Below are 20,781 nucleotides of genomic sequence, written 5' to 3'. Positions count from 1 at the left end.
ACCCTTCATCCACCATGCCCACACCCTTCGTCCACTCCTTCGACCCGGTCGCCGTCAGCCTCGGTCCACTGCAGATCCGCTGGTACGGCCTGATGTACGTGCTCGGCTTCACCGCCAGCTACTTCCTGGTGCGTTACCAGATCCGCCGCCGGCAATTTGCGGAGCTGGAAATGCATTTTGAAAACCTTAACCTGGTCCTGATCCTGTCGGTGATCCTCGGCGGCCGTCTGGGCTACGTCCTGTTTTACAATCCAGCCTACTACTTCCGCCACCCCCTGGAGATTCTCGCCACCTGGGAGGGGGGAATGTCCTTCCACGGGGCCTGTCTCCTGCTGATCGTCAGCGGCTGGCTGTTCTGCCGCAAATACGGGATCGATTTCTGGAAGGGTGCCGATATCTATGTCGCCACCTTCCCCATCGGTCTGGGCCTGGGCCGGATCGGCAACTTCATCAACGGCGAACTCTTCGGCCGGCCGACCGATGTCCCCTGGGGCGTGATCTTCACCGACGGCGGCCCGGTGGCGCGCCATCCCTCCCAACTCTACGAGGCCCTGCTCGAGGGATTACTCCTTTTTGCCCTCCTCTGGTCCGTGAAGGCCCGACCGTGGGAGCAGCGGTCGGGCTGGCCGCACGGCAGCATCTTCGCCCTGTTTCTCATCGGCTATGGGGTGTTGCGGATGGTGGTCGAGCTGTTCCGCGAACCCGATCCCCAGATCGGTTTCCTGTTCGGGCTGGTGACGATGGGCCAGAGCCTCAGCCTGGTCATGGTGGCCGGCGGCCTATTCCTGTGGATGTTCCGAGTCCGGAAGGAGAAGAACAGAGGGGGGGCACCGGTCGCCGCTTCCCGCCGGAAGCGCCCCTGATGATCGCCATGCGGCAGCACACAATTCCACTTCCCGGCGACCGCCGCCCCCTGCCGATCTGCTGGGAGGAATGCCGGCGGCGGGGCTGGGACGAGCTCGACATCCTGCTGGTCACCGGCGACGCCTATGTCGATCACCCCTCCTTCGGAATCGCCCTGATCGCCCGGCTCCTCGACAGCCGGGGCTATCGGGTGGCGATCCTGCCGCAGCCGCGGTACGACCGGCTCGACGACTTTCGCCAGTTTCCCGCACCCCGCCTCTTCTGCGGCATCACCGGCGGCAATCTCGATTCGATCGTCGCCAACTATTCCGGCAACGGCAAGGTCAGGGACTTCGACGCCTTTTCCCCCGCCGGTAATCCCTGGCGAGGGGAGGAACGGTCCAAGGCCAACCGCCGCCGGCCCGACCGCGCCGTCCTGCTCTATGCCCAATTGGCCCGCGCCGCCTTCGGCGAGACCCTGCTGGTCCTGGGCGGGATCGAGGCCTCGCTGCGCCGCTTCGTCCATTACGATTACAAGCAGGAGAAGTTGCGGTCCTCCAGCCTGACCGACGCCAAGGCCGACCTGCTGGTGTATGGGATGGGGGAACGGGCGGTACTGACGATCGCCGAGCGGATCGCAGGCGGCGAGGCCACGCTGGATGGAATCCCCGGCACCTGCCGCCGCCTGAGCGACAAGGAGCGGCAGGAAAAACTGCCCGACATCGCCGGCGCCCCGGCCGATCATTGGCTGCTGCTGCCGTCATGGGCCGACATCGGCCGCAATCCCGCCCTGTTTCTCGACCAGGAACTGCAGCTCGACCACCATGCCCGGGCCGCATCCGGCAAGATCGTGCTCCAGCGGCAGCAGAGCCACTGGGTGATCCAGTATCCCCCGGCCGCCCCGCTCGGCAGCGAGGAACTCGATGCCCTTCATGCCCTCCCCTTCAGCCGCAGGCCCCATCCCGCCGCCCCCGACATCCCGGCCTACCGGATGATCCGGGATTCGGTGACCATCGTCCGCGGCTGCTCCGGCAACTGCTCCTTCTGTGCGATCACCAGGCACCAGGGGCCGAAGGTGATCAGCCGCAGCCGGGAGTCGATCGTCACTGAGGTCAAGTTGCTCAGTCGGATGGACGATTTTGGCGGGACCATCAGCGATCTCGGCGGGCCGACCGCCAATCTCTGGGGCACCAGTTGCGCGATCGGCGGCTGCGCCAGGAACGACTGCCTCTACCCCCGGGTCTGCCCCAATCTCCAGGTGGCGGAGCAGGAGTTTCTGCAGCTGCTCGATACCGTCGCCTCCGTTGCCGGAATCGAGCACGTCTTCATCTCCTCCGGCCTGCGCATGGGACTGCTGCTCAAGACCCCGGCCCTGTTGCGGCGGATCATCGAGCGCCATACGCCGGGAGCGATGAAGATCGCCCCGGAGCATACCGATGCCGATCTCCTCACCCTGATGCACAAGGAACCGCACGCCGTGTTGCGCCAGTTTATCCGGACCTGCCGGCAGATGGCCAGGGAGCTCAGCCAGGATCTGCGTTTTTCCCCCTATATCATCACCGCCCATCCCGGCAGCAGCGAGAGCCAGGTCAGGCAGCTGGTCAAAGATCTACGGGCCCTCGAGCTGCAAGTCCGCGCCTTCCAGGACTTCACCCCGACCCCGGGGACGATATCCACCGCCATGTTCGTCACCGGCCGGCGTCGTGACACCAAAGAGCCGTTGACCGTACCGAAAAACGCCAGTGAGCGAAAGAAACAGCGGGAGATCATCGAGCGGGAGTATCTGAAAGCTTCAGGACCGGCCCGGGCGTCACGACCGGCCCGCCGCACCACGAAGCGGTGACGGTGTCACGGACCTACGACCGGCAACGCTGTCGTGTTCTGCCGCTGCCGTGTCATTTCATTTTCCCCGCTGTCATTTCAATTCCCCGCTGTCATTTCGTTTTCCCGCTGTCATTTCGTTTTCCCCTCTGTCATTTCGAGCGAAGCGAGAAATCTCGTCGTTCCCGATAGGGCGAAGGGCGCGATGCCGCCCCCGCTGTCATTTCGAAGCGAAGCGAGAAATCTCAATGTTCACGGGCATGCCCCTTATTGCGGCTGATGATCGCTGCAGGAGATCTCTCCCTGCGGTCGAGATGACAGCGGGGGATGGTCGCGATGACAGTGGAAGGGATGGTCGGGACGACAGTGAAGGGATGGTCGGGACGACAGTGAAGGGATGGTCGCGATGACAGAGGAAGGGATGGTCAAGATGACGGCGGCTGCCACCGGTGATTTCTTCCGATCGAGATGACAAGGCATCAGACGTTCATTTCGCAACAGCCTCGGCCTTGTCCGCCCTGTCATAGGAACCGTAGTAGGTATACTGGCCGAGCATCTTCTCCTCGAGGTAGCGGCGTTCATAGCCGTTGAAAACGATACCGATCACCTTCTCCCTGCCGATCAGATCGATAATTTTCCTGATCTGGGTCCGGCTCGAAGCTCCCTGGCGCACGACCAGCACCACACCGTCAATTTTCTGTACGAGGCCGATGACCTCCGAGGCGGCGAGGATCGGTGGGGTGTCGAAGATGACGAACCGATCGGCGTATTCCGCCGCCAGATCCCGGATCAGGCCGTCCATCCGCGCCGATCCGAGCAGCTCCGCCGGATTGACGGGCGGCTTGCCGCTTGGCAGGATGCTCAACTTGTTGATTGAGGTTGGGACAATCAGCTCGGCGATATCGCCCCCCGTTTGCAGAAAACTGGCCAGGCCTTTGTGTTGGGACAGGCCGAAGAGGCCGGCCAACACCGGCCGGCGCAGATCGCAATCGACAAGCAGGGCCTGATGATCCACCCCCTGGGCCATCACTATGCCGAGGTTGGCGGCGACAAAACTTTTTCCCTCCTTCGGCGCGGTCGACGTCACCATGATGGTCCGGCACGGGGTGGTATCGGTGTCGGGATGGAGGATGCGCGAGCGCAGGACCCGGAACGATTCGGCCGTCTCGGTGGAAAAACTCACGGCCTGGCTCAGCCGTTCATCCCACCTGCCGGAATGCTGCGGGGGCGAACCGCCCGATGGTCGCGACGGTTCATGCGGGCGAGCTTGCTCCTCCGCCCGCGGCCCGGCATCAACCTGCACCACAGGGCGGTTCTCCGCATCGTGGCGTTCCTCGGTACTGGTGGTGCCAACCCCCGACTTCTCCAGGGCCTGCGTAAATTTTCCCATGCTGTTCTCCAGTTCAAGCCCGCTCAAAGATCAGGCGCTGCCGTTGGTTGTTCGATTTACCCGTTGGTATACGCAAGATACAGCCCAAGCCCCATGGCCGCAAGAATGGCGATGGCGGCGGCGATCCACACCGGTCGCATCCGACTGGCGGGTCGAGGCAGCGAAAATGTCGCCTGCTCGCCCGGGATGGCCAACTCATCGGTACAGGCGCGGATGATCGTTTCGTCGATGACCAGGGCATCGGCGGCAAAGGCGCTGACGAGGGCGTTGTCGCAGAGGATATTGATCAGCCGGGGATTGCCCCCCGTCGCCCGGTGAATGAGGTCCAGCGCCTTTTCCGTAAACAGCTTCCTTCTGACCGCCCCGGCCCGTTCCAGGCGAAAGAAGATGTACTCCCGGGTGTCGTCCATCGACAGGGGCTCAATATGAAAGCGGATGGCCACCCGCTGCCGGAGTGGGAGCAGGCGTTCGTCGGCCAGGCGCTCGAGCAGTTCCGGCTGACCGATCAGGAAGATGCTGAGGGCGGCCTGATCCTCGGGCGGCAGATTGGCCAAAAAGCGGATTTCCTGGAAGAGCTCGAACGGCAGGGCATGGGCTTCGTCGAAAATCAGCAGGACCCGACGCTGTTCCTTTCGACAGTTCTCGATGAACTGGGAGAAGAGAATCAGGAATTTGGCCTTGTTGCCATCGAAGGGCAATCCCAGCTTCAATGCCAGATAATAATAGAAATCGGCGATTTCCAGGGTGGGGTTGGACAACACGCAGAGATGGTGCGGGCAATCGAGACTGGCCGCCAGGACGTTGACCAGGGTGGTCTTGCCGGTGCCGATGCCGCCGGTCAAGACCAGAAAGCCCTTGTTGGCGACGACACCATAGCGCAGCACCGACAGGGCCTCCTTGTGCGATTCGCTCAAGAAGAGGGTCCCGGCATCGGGGATCAATTCAAACGGCTTGTGCAGCAGGCCGAAGTGTTGACGATACATGGTGGCGTCCCGGAGTAGGCTGTCGGCTAGACGACGATCAGGCCACGTCGCCAGCAATAGGCATAGAGCACGGCGATTGCCGCGAAGGCAACGACCGCGGCCAGCAGCCCCAGTTGCAACTTTCTCCTGCACCAGGTCTGCTCCCGCTCGGTTTCGATGAGGGGGATGGTGCACAGCACCGGCACGCCGAGATAGGCCTCGATGTCATTCAGGTCCCGGAACGAGGGGTCGAGAAAATCCCAGACCAGGGGGACGCCGAACCCGAGACCGAGACCGCAGAACAATGCGATACCGACAATTTTGACGAAATCGGGCTTGATCGGTTTTTCCGGAAAACGGGCCGAGTCGACGATTTTGAACTGGCTGCCCTTCTGGCGTTTTTCGAGGTTGAGCATCGACTTGGCCTGGAGATCCGAGGACACGAGCAGATCGTAATGGCGTTTCAACTCCCCATACTCGCGGGTCAGGGCCGACCACTCGGCCTCGCGGACCGGGGCCGCGGCGACCCATTCCTCGTACTGGGCGATGGTCTTTCTCAGGCCTTCCTTCTCTTCATTGATATTTCTGATACTCAGCTGGATACTCTTCAACTGGGTCTCGAGCTGGAGGATCACCGGATCAGATGTCCCCTGAGACTGGGCGGATGAACCGGTCAGGCCGCCATCCGGCTGGACCCGGCCTGTCGCCAGATCCTGTTCCAGCCGGGCGATCTGCCTTTTGGTGCGTTTGATCTCCGGATGATTTTCGGTGTATTTGATCTCCAGACTCTTCAACAGGGCCCGGAGCTGGACCAGCCGGTCGGCGGGGCTGACGGCAATGTCCTGTTGGGCGGCGCCACCCCTGGTGGTGCCGTCGGCCGTCAGCAGATCGGTCTGGGCGATCATCTTGCGCCGGTTGGAAATCTGGTCCTGGATCAGGATCATCGTCTTCTCCAGATCCTGGATGCTCTCCTGCTTCGCCTGGTACTGCTCCTGCAGGCCGATCAATCGCTCCACATTGGTCTGCCGCTGTTCCGGCAGCTCGTTGTAATGTTTGAGCTTGTAGTCGCGCATGACCGCCTCTTTCCGGTCCATCACCGTCTTGGCCATCTCCAGCTCGTCGCTGGCATAGGCCGAGGTCTCCGTGGCCCGCTCCTCGCGGTACTTGAGGTTTTCTTCGATGAATTTGGCTGCCAGGGCATTGGTGACCTTGACCACCTTGTCGGGCTGGCTGCCGGAAAACCGGATCTGGAAAATATCGCCCTGCTTCGACGGCTCGATCTCGATGTCCTTGCGCATCAGATCGACCACGTCTTCCATCGGCAGTTTCTGCCGCATCTCGGGGTAAAGATCGAGGGTGGTGATGACGTTTTCGAGGTTGGTCCGGCTGGTCACCATCTGGCTCAAGGTCGAGACCACGTCTCGGATGGCCGAGGCCATATCCGGCGACAATTTACTTTGGCTCGGATTGACCGACTGCTGCTGATAACTGAGCAGGGAAGTGGACTGATAGACTTTGGGGGTGGTCAGATATACAGCAAGGCCGGCGGGGAGACTGATCAGGATGGCAGCGACGATAAAGCCCTTCCAGCGGACGAAGAGATCGAGATATTTTCTGATTTGTTGATGCTGTTGCTGTTCCATTGTTCCAGAGCATCCTTGTTGGCAGGCGATTTAACAAACGACAGGATTCGCTGTCCTTGAATAAGCATATGGCACGATAGCATCTTTTCAGGTGTTCATGCCACTATTCTTTCTTCGAAAGGGAACTTGCCGCCAGGGCCCCTGTTGGTCGCGATAACAGCGCATGAAAGGGTGAAAGCCAGGGAGGTGGCCACGATGCCAGTGCGCGTTGTTCCCGCCAGGGCGAAGGAGGTGATACCGCCCCCGCTGTCATTTCGAAGCGAAGCGAGAAATCTCGTGTTTTCCGAGGCTGCCCGCTTTGCGGATGATGACTGCTGGAGGAGATCTCTCCCTGGCGGTCGAGATGACAGTGGGGGATGGTCGAAACCACCGAGGCGGAGAGGCCCCCTCAAAAATCTTCCGGGGCGAAAGACACCGCCTTGCCGATCTCCCCGCACCCGGTGAGCAGCATGAACAGGCGATCCACCCCCAGCGCTATTCCGGCTGCAGCCGGCAGCCGCTCGAGGTCGGCGAGAAAGCGCTCGGGCATCCCGCCATGGAGAAGTCCCATCTTCTCGATACGACCGAGCTCATTGGAAAACCGTTGCCGTTGTTCGTCGGAATCAGTCAACTCGGAAAATCCATTGGCCAGTTCAACCCCGTGCAGATAGAGCTCAAACCGTTCCGCCCGGGTCGGCTGGCCCGGCTTTTTCCGCGCCAGGGCGGCCATTTCGACAGGATAATCGTAGAGAAAGAGTGGCTTGTCACATCCAAGGTTCGGTTCAATGTGTTCGACCAGCATCTCCTCAAAGCAATCACCGGCCATGCTCCGTTCCAGGGACAACGGGCTGTAGCGGCGAAAGGCATCCTCAACGGACAAGCGGGGCCATGGCCGTTCGAGGTCGAACCGCAGAAACACGTCGGCTTCTCCCCCGGATGCTGTTCCGACCACGTCCTTTGCCATACGGTCGACAACCTCGGCGAGGAGGCATTCGCAATCGTCCATCAGTTGCCGATAATCGGCATCCAGGCGGTACCATTCCAGCATCGTGAACTCTTCGAGATGGTAACGGCCACGTTCACCCTTGCGGAAACAGGGACAGATCTGAAAGATTTTGTCACAGCCGGCAGCCAGAATACGCTTCATGCAGAGCTCGGGCGAGGTCTGCAGATACTGGCCCTCGGCAGCGAGGGGAACAACGTTGCTCTCGGGGATGATGACGGGCTGCCGCAGAGGGGTATCGACCTCGAGGAAGCCGCGGGAGGAGAAAAAACGTCTGATTGAAGCAAAAAGGGCCGCACGGAGGTGCAGCCCCTGGCGGTCGAGCATGGTCCGTCTATTCCTTGACCCTGGTCACGTAGGCGCCGGTACGGGTATCGATCTGGATCTTGTCCCCCTCCTCGACAAAGGGTGGGACCTGGAGAACGTAGCCGGTCTGCACCGTCACCGGTTTGGTATCGGTACCGGAGGTGTCTCCCTTGGCCCACGGGTCGGCCTGGGTCACCACCAGATTGACGAAAATAGGCAGGCTGACATCGATGGCCTTGCCGGCGAAAAACAGCACCTCGACCTCCATATTGTCGATCAGGAAATTGACATTGTCGCCGAGATGTTCTTTCGATATCGACAATTGCTCGTAATTGTCGATATCCATGAAATGGTACTCGTCTTCCTGGTTGTAGAGATATTGCATCTTCCGTTCTTCGAGATCGGCCTTCTCGAACTTATCGACCGAGCGATAGGTCTGGACGAGCTGGTTGCCGGTAATCATGTTGCGCATCTTGCACCGGTACAGGGCCTGCCCCTTACCAGGTTTCGAGAATTCGAAATCGATGATGATATAGGGATTGCCGTCAATCTGGAGCTTGAGGCCCTTGCGCAGGTCGGAAGCATTGTACATCGCTGTTCTCCGTGCTGTTTCGGTCGTGCCGAAAATGGATAATGAGTACTGTCCCCCCACTCCGGGAATACGTGACTATGGGACATCCTGTTTTTATCAGTTTAACCTTTCATTATAACTTTTCATCACCTGTTTCCGCAATCATTATCATTTCCCGATTGCCCGCACCCGCTCTCCCGGCCGATATATTTTCCGGTTCAGCACCGTTGACTCGACCAGGTTTTTTTCTATGGCACGGGGAGGCAAACCGGTATAATGCGCTTTTCATCTTTTCGGAGGAGTTCGTCCATCATGCTGCACATCGGTATCCTTTCTGACACCCACTTATCGGCGTGCACCGACCTGTTTCAACGGCAGGTCAGGCACGCCTTTTCCCACTGCCAGGCCATCATCCATGCCGGCGATCTGGTCGACCAGCGGATTCTCGCAGCTTTTTCCGGCCAAGAGGTCCATGCGGTCCATGGCAACATGTGCAATACCGACACCCAGGCGGCGCTTCCGCCCCACAAGACAGTCGGATACGGTCGCTTTACCATCGGCATCTGCCATGGGGCAGGCAACCGACTGACCATCGAGGATCGGCTGCTGCAGCTGTTTCCGGCAGTCGACTGCATCGTCTACGGTCACACCCATATCCCCCGGCGCACGAAGATCGGCAATCTCCTGCTGCTCAATCCCGGCAGTTTCAGGGGCACCGGCCGCCATGGGGCCATGGGCACCTATGCCGTGCTGACGATTGACGAGCATCGCCTCTCAGCGTCGCTGCACGAATTGCCGGCCGATGTATGAAAAACCTCTGGACCCCATGGCGCATGGCACATGTCACCGGGCGGGCGCAGCCGATGCCGGGCTGTCTCTTCGACCCCCCCGGAGATTCTCCGTATGACAAGGATCTGCTCCTGCTGTACCGGGACGGCCTGACCATCGTCCTGCTCAACCGTTTCCCCTACAGCAACGGCCATCTGCTCGTCGCCCCGCGCCGTCATGTCCCCTGCCTGACCGATCTCGAACCGCGCGAATGCACGGCACTGATGCTGATGATCCAGCGGTCGGCGGCAATCCTCAAGGCCCGCCTGGCGCCGCATGGACTCAATATCGGCTGCAATATCGGCACGGTCGCCGGGGCCGGCATTGCCGATCACCTCCACTTCCATCTGGTGCCCCGATGGGAAGGCGATCATAATTTCATGACCGTCATCAGTGAGATCAGAACGATACCGGAACATATCGACCTGACGTTCGACCGCCTTCTCCCCGCTTTTCTCCCTCGTGTTCAGGAGCGACAGGAACCTGCATGACGACCGTAGTCAAAATGACGCCGATGCTGCAGCAGTATCTCGAGATCAAGGGCCAGTTCGAGGATGCCATTCTGTTTTACCGGATGGGCGATTTCTATGAAATGTTCTTCGACGACGCGATCACGGCAGCGAAGGTGCTCGGCATCACCTTGACCTCCCGGAGCAACAAGGATGATGAACATCGGATACCGATGTGCGGTGTCCCCTTCCACTCCGCGTCCGGCTATCTGGCCAAACTGATCACCGCCGGACATCGGGTGGCCATCTGCGAACAAACGGAGGATCCCGCCCTCGCCAAGGGCATCGTCAAACGCGAAGTCGTGCGGGTTCTCTCCCCCGGCGTGGTTACCGACAGCCAGATCCTCGACGACCGGAGCAACAACTACATCTGCGCTCTCACCCGTCCGGCAAAGGCCCCGATGTACGGCCTGAGCTTCCTCGATGTCAGCACCGGCCAATGCCTCGTCGGCGAGGTGGAGGACGCCTCGAGCGACGGCAGCCTCGTCCTCGACCAGATCACCCGCCTCGCCCCGGCCGAAATTGTTATCAATGGCGAAGAAACCGAGACCATCGCCAACCTGAAGCGCTCGATCACCGCCATGCTGCCCGGAATCTGTTTTACCGAACGCCACTCCCGCTGCTTTTCCCCCCAGGTCGCCGTCGAACTGCTGCACGAGCACTTCAATGTGGTGACGCTGGACGGTTTCGGCTGCGGTGCCTTGACGTCCGGTATCTGTGCAGCTGCCGTGCTCATCGAGTATGTCGGGGAGACCCAGAAAGCGGCGATCGACCATATCGAGAAACTCACCCCCCTCGATCTGTCCTCATTTCTCCAGATCGACGATGCCTCACGCCGCAACCTCGAATTGACCCAGACCACCATCGGCGGTAAACGCGAGGGCAGCCTGCTCTCGGTCCTGGACCAGACCTGTACGCCGATGGGGGCACGATTGATGAAGCACAATCTGCTCTTTCCCCTCCAGGAATCGGCACCCATCCTAAGTCGACTGGATGGTGTCGATTTTCTGTACAAGAATGGGGACATCCGCGAGCATCTGCGGTCGCTGTTGAGCCGGATCTACGATATCGAGCGCCTCAACAGCAGGATCATGCTCGGCACCTGCAACGGTCGGGATCTACTCGCACTTCGCGATTCGGTTGCCTCACTTCCCGATTGCGTCGCTCTGCTTAATCGCTGCAGTACCGAAAAATTCGCCGATATTGCCGCGGAATTCGACCCCCTCGTCGACATCCATGCATTTCTGGATTCTGCCATCCATCCCGAGGCGCCTGTTTCCGTACGGGAAGGAAACCTGATCCGGGAGGGGTTCAACGCTGAACTCGACGAGTTGATCCAAATCCAGAGGGACGGACGGCAATTGATCCTCGCCCTTGAAACCAAGGAAAAGGAACAATCCGGTCTCCCGAAATTGAAAATCGGGTTCAACAAGGTATTCGGCTACTATATCGAGATCAGCAGAGTCAACCTCGACAAGGTCCCCGATTACTATATCCGCAAGCAGACCCTGGTCAACGCCGAGCGTTTCATCACCCCCGACCTGAAGGAGTTCGAAGCCAAGGTCCTCGGCGCTGAAGAGCGCAGGCTCGATCTGGAATACCAACTGTTCTGCGTGATCAGGAACGAACTGGCCGGAATGAGCAATCGCATTCTCGGCACCGCCCGTGCGCTCGCCGAGATCGATTTTCTCTGTTCCCTCGCCGAAACGGCGCAGAGCTACGCCTATCACCGCCCGTTGATCGATGAATCCGAGGTGATCCATATCCGTGAGGGCCGTCACCCCGTCATAGAACGCGGCATTCCGACCGGAAAATTCGTCCCCAACGATATCCTGCTGGATCAGGAGGAACAGGAGGTTTTGATTATCACCGGTCCGAATATGGCCGGAAAATCTACCATCCTGAGACAGACTGCACTGATTGTGCTGATGGCCCAGATGGGGAGCTTTGTTCCCGCCGACTATGCCAGGATCGGTATAGTCGACCGAATTTTCACCAGGGTCGGGGCCATGGATGATCTCCGCCGCGGTCAATCGACCTTCATGGTGGAGATGAGTGAGACTGCCAATATCCTGAATAATGCGACATCCAGAAGCCTTGTCATACTCGATGAAATCGGCCGCGGCACCTCCACCTACGATGGCTTGTCCATCGCCTGGGCAGTCGCTGAAGAACTTGCCAAGAAAGACAACAAGGGGGTAAAGACCCTGTTCGCCACCCACTATCACGAACTTATCGACCTGGCCCTGACTCTGGAGCGGGTGAAAAATTTTTCGGTGGCGGTCAGGGAATGGAATGATTCGATCATCTTTCTCCACAAACTGGTGGAGGGCGGAACCAATAAGAGTTACGGCATCCAGGTCGCCGGGCTGGCTGGAGTGCCAGACCATGTCATCCAGCGTGCCGAAGAGATTCTGAAAAACATTGAACAGAGCGAGTTCGATCGCGAAGGTGATCCGTATATCGCCAGGACCAGCAAACCGAAACGAGGCAGGCGGAAGACCCATCCAAACCAGTTGCCCCTGTTTCAGCCAGGCCCCGATCAGGTCAGAGAGTTTATCGATCGATTGTCAGTCGACGATCTGACGCCTCGACAGGCCATTGAAGCCCTCTACACCCTGAAAGGTCTGTGCAGTCTTAAGGATATCAATTGATTTATTGACTTTTAGGTGAAAGTACCTCATCTATTCATTCTGCTATACAAAACTCTTTTTATACATTCAGTTATACTGACATGGCCGTCTTTTCCGCCTTCGATTTCACAGAGGCGTACCGCAAGTATCTAACCATTTTGGTGCCATAGATTGTAATCTACGACATGTTTCGTCCTTGCATCTTTCTTTTCGCCCTGATCGGACTCATCATATCAGTCCCCTCTTTTTCGGCGCAATCCGGTAGACTCCTCGATGAAAGTCAACTGGCTGCCCCCAGATCTCCCAGCCCAAGCCAACTCTACGATCAAGCCAAGTTTTATTTCAACCAACTCGAGAATAAGAGTTCACTTGCCCGATCAAGGGAAAACTGGCTCAAAGGAACGCGTAATTTCAGACGGGTCTACCTGCTGAATCCCAAATCAGAGCAGGCTCCAGCCTGTCTGTACATGCTTGGCAACATGTACCGCAGCATGTACGAACGTTTCAGTCTCGGCATTGATCTCGATGAATCCCTCTCTTATTACAAGGACGCTTCCCGCCTCTTCCCAGAACATTCTCTCGCCGATGATGCGCTCTATTCGGAAGCGCTCGTCTATCTTGAATTCAAAAAGGATCCGAAAAACTCGGCGATAGCCCTTGAAAAGATCCTGGCACAATATCCTCATGGAGATTTTCACTCGAAGGCTGCAGAAAAACTCAAAGTCCTCTCCAAGGATTACGACATCCCCTTGCCTCGCTCGCTTACAGGCAGTTCTCAGATCAATCAACTCAATACGATTCATCCTGTCAAGTTCTGGTCTTCACCCGAGTACACTCGTGTTGTGGTCATGTCCGACAGTCCTATCACTTACAACGAGGTTGTGCTCAAGGAACCGCAGGGCCCCCCCAGAAAGTTATATATTGATTTTAAAAACAGTTATATTCACCCCGATCAGCGACGCAAGATAGTTGTTCAACAAGGTTTTCTCAAACAGATTCGCATCGATCAGACTCGAGCTGACACAGTTAGAGTATTCCTTGATGTTGACAAGATTGAGAGTTACAAGATTTTCAGTCTGCCGAATCCATTCCGTATCATCATCGACGTTCGCGGGGCCAAACAGTCGAACGTGTCAGCCTCCAAAAAACTGCCTGTCGATCAACCGACAATATCGTCCCCGGCAAAACCAGAATTGTCAAAATTAGAATTAACCGGCATTCAACAGAAAACTCCTTCGACTGAGGGAGAAAAGCAATCTGCGGCTGTCGTTGCTGTCATTCGGAAAGATCGGACCAAACGACTTCACCCACCACCCGACTTACCCAAGGAAGAATCTCTTCCAAAAAGCCAGGGCAAACTCTCCCTTGCCCAACAATTAGGACTTGGTGTCAGGAAAATTGTTCTTGATCCCGGTCACGGCGGAAAAGATCCTGGGGCGATGGCTAACCAGATGCGAGAAAAAGATATCGTCCTGAAAATCGCACAGGTACTCAAACCAAAATTGGCAAAACAGCTCAATTGTGAAGTGATTCTGACTAGAAACGAAGATATTTTCCTTCCTTTGGAAGAGCGTACCGCCATAGCCAATACCGAGGAAGCCGACCTGTTTATCTCACTGCACCTCAATGCTCATCCATCTCAGGAGACTCGTGGGCTTGAAACGTATTTCCTGAACTTGAGTACGAATGCAGAAGCTATGAGAGTTGCGGCCATGGAGAATGCGACATCCACACATCAGATGAGCGATCTTGAGAGTATCCTCTCGGATATTTTGAAAAACTCCAAGATTGACGAATCTTCACGACTCGCCAAATATGTCCATAAATCGATGCTGACCGGACTCAATGATAAAGATTTTGGAGATGTCAGGAATCTTGGGGTGAAACAGGCACCTTTCTATGTTCTGATCGGAGCCCAGATGCCATCAATCTTGTTGGAAATCGCCTTTATCAGTAACAAGAAAGATGCGGAAAACCTGAAAAACCAGCAATTTGTTGACACTGTGACAAACGAGATCGTCAAAGGAGTTAGTCTATACATCCAAACCAATACCGCCAGCCTAAGCGCCTCTCCCTGAGTAAAGCCACTACTGTACTGAATGCCTGAAATACTCCAATCAAGAATTTCCCACTCCAAAAGCGTATCTCTGCATTCCAAGTACGATATCGTTCAACACAAAGAGGAAAGGCCATCTGATCCCGGATGGCCTTTCCTTTTGTTATCACTTACTAGTCAATCAGACATTCTTTGCTGTCTTGATTCTAGCCATCGCCCTTTTGAGCGCAGCCTCCGCGCGAACTCTGTTGAATTTCTCATCATGCTGGGCAGCCTGAGCCAATCGCTTCTCTGCGCGCTCTTTAGCCCGCATTGCACGATCAACATCGATTTCACTTCCAAACTCTGCACTTTCTACGAGGAAGGTTATTTTGTTGTTTGAAACCTCACAGAAGCCGCCACTAACCATCAGAGCTTCACGTTTACGCCCCTGCTCATACGTCAGTGTCCCAATCTTTATCGTAGATAAAAAGGGCGCATGATTTGCAAGCACACCAAAGTCACCCCCGTATCCCGGTGCATTAACGATATCAACATCCTCGCTAACGACAGCACCTTTGGGAGTCACAACCTCCAGTCTTATCTGTTGTGCCATGAAATTTACCCCTCAAAAATTAGGCTTGGGCTTTTGCCTTTGCATCCTTGGCTATTGCTTCGTCAATTGATCCGACCATGTAGAAGGAGTTTTCATTCAGGTCGTCATGCTTTCCTTCAAGGATCTCTTTGAATCCCTGCACGGTGTCGGCAACCTTGACGAACTTGCCGGCCATGCCGGTGAAAACCTCGGCAACACTGAAAGGCTGCGACAGGAACCTCTGGATCTTCCTGGCTCGAGCGACGAGCATCTGATCCTCTTCGGAAAGCTCCTCCATACCGAGAATGGCGATAATATCCTGCAGGTCTTTGTATTTCTGAAGTGACACCTGAACTCCACGAGCGGTTTGATAGTGATCCTCGCCGATGACGTTCGGATCAAGAATACGGGAAGTGGAGTCAAGGGGATCGACCGCAGGATAAATACCAAGCTCGGCGATCTGACGCGAGAGAACAACGGTACCGTCAAGATGGGCAAAGGTCGTTGCCGGCGCCGGATCGGTCAAGTCGTCAGCGGGGACGTAGACGCACTGTACGGCCGTAATCGATCCCTTTGTCGTCGATGTGATACGTTCCTGCAGCGCTCCGAGGTCTGTCGCCAGAGTCGGCTGATAACCAACGGCCGAAGGAATCCGGCCAAGCAGAGCCGAAACCTCGGATCCGGCCTGAGTAAACCGGAAGATATTGTCAACGAAGAAGAGGACGTCCTGGCCTTCCACATCACGGAAATACTCGGCCGCGGTCAGACCGGTCAAGGCGACACGGGCACGGGCACCCGGCGGCTCGGTCATCTGACCGTAGATCAGGGCTGCCTTGGGCAGTACGCCGGATTCCTTCATCTCATGGTACAGGTCGTTGCCTTCACGGGTCCGCTCGCCAACGCCGCAGAATACCGAGATGCCACCGTGATGCATGGCGATGTTGTTAACCATCTCCATCATGATAACCGTCTTGCCGCAACCGGCGCCGCCGAACAGTCCCATCTTGCCGCCCAGTGGGAACGGAACAAGCAGATCGATGACTTTGATTCCGGTCTCGAGGACCCGCACCTCGGTGTCCTGTTCGGTGAACAGCGGCGCATCACGATGAATGGGCATCGTTTTGTCGGAATTGATCGGTCCCAGTCCATCAACAGGCCGGCCGACAACATTCATGATCCGGCCGAGAGACGGAGTCCCTACGGGGATGGTGATCGGCTTTCCGGAATCCCTGACCTCAAGTCCGCGCACGAGCCCGTCCGTCTGATCCATGGCGATACAACGGCAGAGATTGTCGCCGAGATGCTGAGCGACCTCGATGACGAGGTTGTCAGGCACATCGGATATGCCGGGATTGCTGACAAAACAGGCGTTCATGATGTTAGGAAGCTTGCCTGCCTCAAACTCGACATCAATGACAGGGCCAATTACCTGTGTAACTTTACCAATTTTTTGCTCACTCATAGGGCTTTACCCCTCCTTAGATGTATTTGATTTTCGTAGGTCAATTATTATTTAAGGGCCTCGGCACCGCCAACGATATCCATCAGTTCATTGGTAACGGAGGCCTGGCGAGCCTTGTTGTACACGATTGTCAAATTGGCCACGATATCCTTGCAGGCGTTGGTTGCATTATCCATTGCCGTCATGCGTGCCGCATGTTCACTTGCACCGACCTCAAGCATCGCTTGATAGATCAAGACGTTCAGATAAAGAGGCTGAAGAACGTCCATGATCTCTTCGGTCGAAGGTTCGTATATATAATCTCCTGAAATTTTTTTCGCCTTCTCCGTGCCGACGACCTGAACCGGTTGTACGGGAAGGAAGTGGGTGAACGTCGGGGCCTGGACAGCCACCGATTTAAACTCACCGTAGATCACCTCGACTTTGTCACTGTTCCCCTTGAGGAAATTATCGGCAACATCGGAGGCAACCTCTCGGGCGTTGAACATCTGGAAGGTACCCATGATATCCGTGAATTTCTGTCTTACTTTCCCGGTCTTGTTGAAGGTCTGAAAACCTTTCTTGCCGACACAGACAACACTGACCTTCTTGCCTTCGGCTTCGTATGCCTTGATCTTTTTCAAAGCCAGCCTGACAATATTGGCGTTATAGGAACCGCACAGCCCACGATCGGAAGTTACGACTACCAGTTCCACCGTTTTTACATCACGCTTTTCCATCAGTGGGAACTGATCGGTCGTTGCGCCCGACGAGAGATTCGACATCGCCTCATTGAATTTCTGCGTATAAGGCCGGAATGCCTCCATCTTCTCTTGTGCACCGCGAAGTTTTGCCGCAGCGACCATATTCATGGCCTTGGTGATCTGCGATGTCTTCTTGACACCCTGGATCTTCGTTTTGACTTCTTTTAAGCTCGGCATATTTGGACCTATCTACTATTAGTTAAGACCCTTGGTTGCCTTGAACGTATCACCAAAGCTGGTCAGTGCTTTATTGAGTTTCTCCTTGATCTCGGGTGTAAACTCTTTTTTCTCTCTGAGGTCTTCAAAGATCGATGGATCATTCGACTCGATATAGGAGTAGAGTTCCTTCTCATAATCGGCCAATGTATTCACCGGCAGCTTATCGAGGAAACCGTTTGATCCGGCATAGATGATCGTGACCTGTTTTTCCATCGGCAGCGGCTGATACTGCGGTTGCTTGAGGATCTCGACCAGTCTTTCGCCTCGGGTAAGCTTGGCCTGAGTTGCGGCATCGAGATCTGAACCGAACGCGGCAAAGGCGGCCAATTCACGATACTGAGCGAGATCGAGACGAAGTGTACCGGCGACCTGCTTCATCGCCTTCACCTGGGCCGCACCACCAACACGGGATACGGAGAGTCCGACGTTGATGGCAGGTCGGACACCGGAGAAGAACAGGTTCGGTTCGAGATAGACCTGACCGTCGGTGATCGAGATAACGTTCGTCGGAATGAAGGCGGAAACGTCACCGGCCTGGGTCTCGATGATCGGCAGCGCCGTCAGGGAACCGGCGCCAAGGGCGTCGTTGACCTTGGCGGAACGTTCGAGCAGACGGGAGTGGTTGAAGAAAATATCGCCCGGATAGGCCTCACGTCCTGGCGGACGACGGAGAAGCAGTGACAGTTCGCGATAAGCAACGGCCTGTTTCGACAGATCGTCATAGATGATCAGGGCATGTTTGCCATTGTCACGGTAGTACTCTCCCATCGAGCATCCGGCAAACGGGGCGACATACTGCATAGGCGCCGGATCGGAGGCACAGGCGGCAACGACGGTCGTGTACTCCATCGCCCCATGTTTCCTCAGGGCCTCAACGACGAGAGCGACCGTCGATTTCTTCTGTCCGACCGCAACATAGATGCAATAGACATCGGTATTCTTCTGGGCGATGATCGCGTCCACACAGAGGGCGGTTTTACCGATCTGGCGGTCGCCAATGACCAGTTCACGCTGGCCACGACCGACCGGGGTCATGGCATCGACCGCCTTGGCACCGGTATAGCATGGCTCATGCACACCCTTTCTGGCGATAACACCGGGGGCAAGGACCTCAATCTTGGATGAAAGATCGGACTTGATCGGCCCCTGTCCATCAATCGGCTGTCCGATACCGTCGACAACCCGGCCCAGCATCGCCGGCCCTACGGGAACCTCGGCAATTTTTCCGGTTCTTTTGACAACATCGCCTTCCTTGATATTGGAGACGTTACCGAGAACGGCGCAACCGACGTTATCGGCCTCAAGATTCAGAGCAAGCCCCATGATTCCACCAGGGAACTCGAGTAGCTCCATGGCCATGCAGTTCTGTACGCCATAGACACGAGCGATACCGTCACCGACAGAAATGACGGTCCCGGTCTCGTTCAAATCAACACTGGTCTCGTACTCACTGATTTGGTCCTTGATGATCTGACTAATTTCTTCAGCTTTGATCTGCATCTATTCTCTCCCTTTTATGGAATCTTTTAAACCTGCAAGTTGTGTTTTGATACTGCCATCCAGCACGAGATCGCCGACCTTGGCGATTATCCCGCCGATGATCGATGGATCAACGCTGGAGGTCAGTTTCACTTTCTTGCCTGTCAGCTTTTCTAAAGTTGCCTGAACATTCTCCTGTAATTCAGCACTGAGCTCAATCGCCGAAATAACATGGCCGTGACTGATATTCTTCTCACTATCAACCATGACCTGAAACTCTTCTGCAATCTCCGGCAGGATCACGATTCTTTTTTTCTGAACCAGCAAAGTGAGGAAATTGCCCATGACCTTGTCGACCCCCATGGACCTGATCATTCCGGTCATGACCTTTTCTTTGATATCTAAGGGGTACAATGGATTAGTCAACGCATCGGCGACCTCGGGGGTGGATACATAGAGTTTGGCAACTCCCTGCAGGATCTGATTGTATTCATCATAATTCTTCTGCTCTTTGCCAACGATAAAGAGCGCCTTGGCGTATCGGCGTGCGAGGATAGTCTGTTTCACTGTACGGCCCCCACTTTAGCTAAATAATCTTCAACAATCTTCACCTGATCGGCAGGGGTGAGATTTTTCATGATCAGCGATTCAGCCATAGCAGCAGCCTTGTCGGCCACCTCATCCTTCAGATATCGCCTTGCATCCATAATTTCCTTTTGAATCGCCAACTCGGCCTGTCGTTTGATATCGGCAGCCGCCAGCTCCGCTCTCTCGAGAATTTTGACTTTCTCCAGTTCGGCCTGGGCGACCGCTTTCTCGACAATTTTATCGATATCCTTTTCGACAGTTGCGAGCTTCGACTCGAAATCCCGATATGATTTTTCAGCAGCGGACCGCTTTGCCTCCAGCTCCTCAATCTCGTCCTTGACCCTCTTCTGCCTGCCGGCAAGACCTGCACCGATCGGTTTGGCACCGAATTTGACCAGAATGAACATCAATACGACGAAGTTGACGACACGCCACCCGAGATCTTTCAGTTTTTCCGCCGAAAGGCTGTTTTTCACCGCACCATGCCCACCTTCAGCCGCAGCTCCATGCCCCTGTTCTACAGCAGCGGCATCGCCATTCGCCTGCCCTGACGCAACCTCGTGGACCGCACCGGATGTTTCCTGACTGGCCTGTTCAGTCGCCCAAACAGATCCAACGGACAAGGCAAACCATAGAGCTGCCGTGACCAGAACCATCAGTCGGGCTACTTGTTTCACTCCTCTCATCTCTATAGACTCCTTCCCAGAATTTTACTGGCCATATCGTTTGCGAATCCATCAAGATTAGCCTGAAGGCCTGCCCTGGCACTATCGATCTGAGCCTTGATCTCAGCAAGTTGCCTGTTCTTGCCCTCTTCAGCCTCTGCCTTGATCGCACCGAGCCTCTGCTCTCCAGCAGACTGGGCCTCGGCCCTGGTGGAATCAAGAGCGGCCTTGGCTTTTCCCGACGCCTTTGCCATTTTTTCATCAACTTCCTGCTGGCGAAGCCTTGCATTCTTTTCAAACTTCGAAATTTCGCCCTGCATCCCCTGTTGCCTTTCCGCCCTCTCCTTCAGGATTTTCTTTACCGGTTTGTAAAGAACTCCATTGAGAAGGAACATGAGGATGATCATGTTCACAATCTGGATCAGCAACGTGATGTCCATCGTTATCATGTTAGTAAGCTCCCGATTAACTTTGATAACAAAAAAAACTTAACATTCACTCAGTGAA

At 56.0% G+C, this 20,781-nt stretch carries 18 protein-coding genes; 6 read left to right on the top strand and 12 right to left on the bottom strand.

The window, feature by feature from the left end:
• Window positions 1–14 precede the first annotated feature (14 nt).
• Together lgt and ACWGKN_RS17725 are read left to right on the top strand one after the other, a co-directional pair.
• A complete protein-coding gene (gene lgt / locus ACWGKN_RS17730; protein ID WP_424254786.1) occupies window positions 15–863 on the top strand; it encodes a prolipoprotein diacylglyceryl transferase in 849 nt (282 codons plus the stop codon).
• Window positions 863–2,686: a YgiQ family radical SAM protein gene (locus tag ACWGKN_RS17725; RefSeq protein WP_452095707.1), complete on the top strand. Its 1,824-nt coding sequence runs from the start codon at window positions 863–865 to the stop codon at window positions 2,684–2,686. Before lgt ends, ACWGKN_RS17725 begins: the two co-directional genes overlap by 1 nt.
• A gap of 465 nt (window positions 2,687–3,151) precedes the next feature.
• Here ACWGKN_RS17725 and ACWGKN_RS17720 read toward each other — a convergent pair whose 3' ends face one another.
• The 5 genes from ACWGKN_RS17720 to efp form a co-directional block, all read right to left on the bottom strand.
• Window positions 3,152–4,054 carry a polysaccharide biosynthesis tyrosine autokinase gene (locus ACWGKN_RS17720; RefSeq protein WP_052159563.1) on the bottom strand — a complete coding sequence of 301 codons (903 nt, stop codon included), beginning with the start codon at window positions 4,052–4,054 and terminating at the stop codon, window positions 3,152–3,154.
• Between the two features lie 56 nt (window positions 4,055–4,110).
• Entirely contained in the window at window positions 4,111–5,037 is a 927-nt protein-coding gene (locus ACWGKN_RS17715; protein ID WP_424254782.1) for an ExeA family protein, read from the bottom strand.
• A gap of 26 nt (window positions 5,038–5,063) precedes the next feature.
• Window positions 5,064–6,659, bottom strand: a complete 1,596-nt coding sequence (locus ACWGKN_RS17710) for an XrtA system polysaccharide chain length determinant (RefSeq protein WP_424254780.1) — start codon at window positions 6,657–6,659, stop codon at window positions 5,064–5,066.
• Between the two features lie 388 nt (window positions 6,660–7,047).
• Window positions 7,048–7,968, bottom strand: a complete 921-nt coding sequence (epmA, locus tag ACWGKN_RS17705) for an EF-P lysine aminoacylase EpmA (protein ID WP_424254778.1) — start codon at window positions 7,966–7,968, stop codon at window positions 7,048–7,050.
• A gap of 7 nt (window positions 7,969–7,975) precedes the next feature.
• Entirely contained in the window at window positions 7,976–8,539 is a 564-nt protein-coding gene (gene efp / locus ACWGKN_RS17700; protein WP_035225702.1) for an elongation factor P, read from the bottom strand.
• 291 nt (window positions 8,540–8,830) lie between these two features.
• Here efp and ACWGKN_RS17695 point away from each other — a divergent pair, with 291 nt between their 5' ends.
• From ACWGKN_RS17695 to ACWGKN_RS17680, 4 genes are all read left to right on the top strand, one after another.
• On the top strand, window positions 8,831–9,328 hold the full coding sequence (locus ACWGKN_RS17695; protein ID WP_452095706.1) for a metallophosphoesterase family protein: 498 nt from the start codon (window positions 8,831–8,833) through the stop codon (window positions 9,326–9,328).
• Window positions 9,329–9,351: 23 nt separating this feature from the next.
• Window positions 9,352–9,837 (top strand): HIT family protein, encoded by a 486-nt coding sequence (locus ACWGKN_RS17690; RefSeq protein WP_424254773.1) that lies wholly within the window; start codon window positions 9,352–9,354, stop codon window positions 9,835–9,837.
• The gene (gene mutS / locus ACWGKN_RS17685) at window positions 9,834–12,509 is read left to right on the top strand and encodes a DNA mismatch repair protein MutS (protein WP_424254771.1); all 2,676 of its coding nucleotides are present in this window, start codon (window positions 9,834–9,836) and stop codon (window positions 12,507–12,509) included. The genes ACWGKN_RS17690 and mutS overlap by 4 nt, the downstream gene beginning before the upstream one ends.
• Before the next feature lie 164 nt (window positions 12,510–12,673).
• Window positions 12,674–14,566 (top strand): N-acetylmuramoyl-L-alanine amidase, encoded by a 1,893-nt coding sequence (locus tag ACWGKN_RS17680; RefSeq protein ID WP_052159565.1) that lies wholly within the window; start codon window positions 12,674–12,676, stop codon window positions 14,564–14,566.
• A 159-nt stretch (window positions 14,567–14,725) separates the two neighbouring features.
• Here the strand turns inward: ACWGKN_RS17680 and ACWGKN_RS17675 are convergent, their stop codons facing one another.
• Genes ACWGKN_RS17675 through ACWGKN_RS17645 form a run of 7 tightly spaced genes read right to left on the bottom strand, consistent with a single transcriptional unit; the run spans window position 14,726 to window position 20,723 of the window.
• Complete coding sequence (locus ACWGKN_RS17675) at window positions 14,726–15,139, bottom strand: F0F1 ATP synthase subunit epsilon (protein WP_035225714.1); 414 nt, start codon at window positions 15,137–15,139, stop codon at window positions 14,726–14,728.
• 19 nt (window positions 15,140–15,158) lie between these two features.
• Window positions 15,159–16,580, bottom strand: a complete 1,422-nt coding sequence (gene atpD, locus ACWGKN_RS17670; RefSeq protein ID WP_035225716.1) for a F0F1 ATP synthase subunit beta — start codon at window positions 16,578–16,580, stop codon at window positions 15,159–15,161.
• Window positions 16,581–16,627: 47 nt separating this feature from the next.
• Window positions 16,628–17,500: an ATP synthase F1 subunit gamma gene (atpG, locus tag ACWGKN_RS17665; protein WP_035225718.1), complete on the bottom strand. Its 873-nt coding sequence runs from the start codon at window positions 17,498–17,500 to the stop codon at window positions 16,628–16,630.
• An 18-nt stretch (window positions 17,501–17,518) separates the two neighbouring features.
• Entirely contained in the window at window positions 17,519–19,042 is a 1,524-nt protein-coding gene (gene atpA / locus ACWGKN_RS17660) for a F0F1 ATP synthase subunit alpha (RefSeq protein ID WP_035225720.1), read from the bottom strand.
• Window positions 19,043–19,588 (bottom strand): ATP synthase F1 subunit delta, encoded by a 546-nt coding sequence (atpH, locus tag ACWGKN_RS17655; RefSeq protein WP_035225722.1) that lies wholly within the window; start codon window positions 19,586–19,588, stop codon window positions 19,043–19,045.
• Window positions 19,585–20,286: a F0F1 ATP synthase subunit B family protein gene (locus tag ACWGKN_RS17650; RefSeq protein WP_452095705.1), complete on the bottom strand. Its 702-nt coding sequence runs from the start codon at window positions 20,284–20,286 to the stop codon at window positions 19,585–19,587. Before ACWGKN_RS17650 ends, atpH begins: the two co-directional genes overlap by 4 nt.
• An 11-nt stretch (window positions 20,287–20,297) precedes the next feature.
• On the bottom strand, window positions 20,298–20,723 hold the full coding sequence (locus ACWGKN_RS17645) for an ATP synthase F0 subunit B (RefSeq protein ID WP_035225724.1): 426 nt from the start codon (window positions 20,721–20,723) through the stop codon (window positions 20,298–20,300).
• Window positions 20,724–20,781: the final 58 nt, after the last annotated feature.

It is taken from the genome of Desulfoprunum sp., assembly GCF_053613775.1.
The sequence above is the reverse complement of the archived record's forward strand: the minus strand, read 5'-3'. Positions and strand labels throughout refer to the sequence as shown.

Excerpts from the sequence above, each read along its gene's own strand:
- atpA (WP_035225720.1), bottom strand. The coding sequence starts at position 19,042 with ATGCAGATCAAAGCTGAAGAAATTAGTCAGATCATCAAGGACCAAATC.
- ACWGKN_RS17710 (WP_424254780.1), bottom strand. The coding sequence starts at position 6,659 with ATGGAACAGCAACAGCATCAACAAATCAGAAAATATCTCGATCTCTTC.
- epmA (WP_424254778.1), bottom strand. The coding sequence starts at position 7,968 with ATGCTCGACCGCCAGGGGCTGCACCTCCGTGCGGCCCTTTTTGCTTCA.
- efp (WP_035225702.1), bottom strand. The coding sequence starts at position 8,539 with ATGTACAATGCTTCCGACCTGCGCAAGGGCCTCAAGCTCCAGATTGAC.
- ACWGKN_RS17695 (WP_452095706.1), top strand. The coding sequence starts at position 8,831 with ATGCTGCACATCGGTATCCTTTCTGACACCCACTTATCGGCGTGCACC.
- atpG (WP_035225718.1), bottom strand. The coding sequence starts at position 17,500 with ATGCCGAGCTTAAAAGAAGTCAAAACGAAGATCCAGGGTGTCAAGAAG.
- ACWGKN_RS17680 (WP_052159565.1), top strand. The coding sequence starts at position 12,674 with ATGTTTCGTCCTTGCATCTTTCTTTTCGCCCTGATCGGACTCATCATA.
- ACWGKN_RS17720 (WP_052159563.1), bottom strand. The coding sequence starts at position 4,054 with ATGGGAAAATTTACGCAGGCCCTGGAGAAGTCGGGGGTTGGCACCACC.
- ACWGKN_RS17675 (WP_035225714.1), bottom strand. The coding sequence starts at position 15,139 with ATGGCACAACAGATAAGACTGGAGGTTGTGACTCCCAAAGGTGCTGTC.
- lgt (WP_424254786.1), top strand. The coding sequence starts at position 15 with ATGCCCACACCCTTCGTCCACTCCTTCGACCCGGTCGCCGTCAGCCTC.
- mutS (WP_424254771.1), top strand. The coding sequence starts at position 9,834 with ATGACGACCGTAGTCAAAATGACGCCGATGCTGCAGCAGTATCTCGAG.
- ACWGKN_RS17725 (WP_452095707.1), top strand. The coding sequence starts at position 863 with ATGATCGCCATGCGGCAGCACACAATTCCACTTCCCGGCGACCGCCGC.
- ACWGKN_RS17645 (WP_035225724.1), bottom strand. The coding sequence starts at position 20,723 with ATGATAACGATGGACATCACGTTGCTGATCCAGATTGTGAACATGATC.
- ACWGKN_RS17715 (WP_424254782.1), bottom strand. The coding sequence starts at position 5,037 with ATGTATCGTCAACACTTCGGCCTGCTGCACAAGCCGTTTGAATTGATC.
- atpD (WP_035225716.1), bottom strand. The coding sequence starts at position 16,580 with ATGAGTGAGCAAAAAATTGGTAAAGTTACACAGGTAATTGGCCCTGTC.
- ACWGKN_RS17690 (WP_424254773.1), top strand. The coding sequence starts at position 9,352 with ATGGCACATGTCACCGGGCGGGCGCAGCCGATGCCGGGCTGTCTCTTC.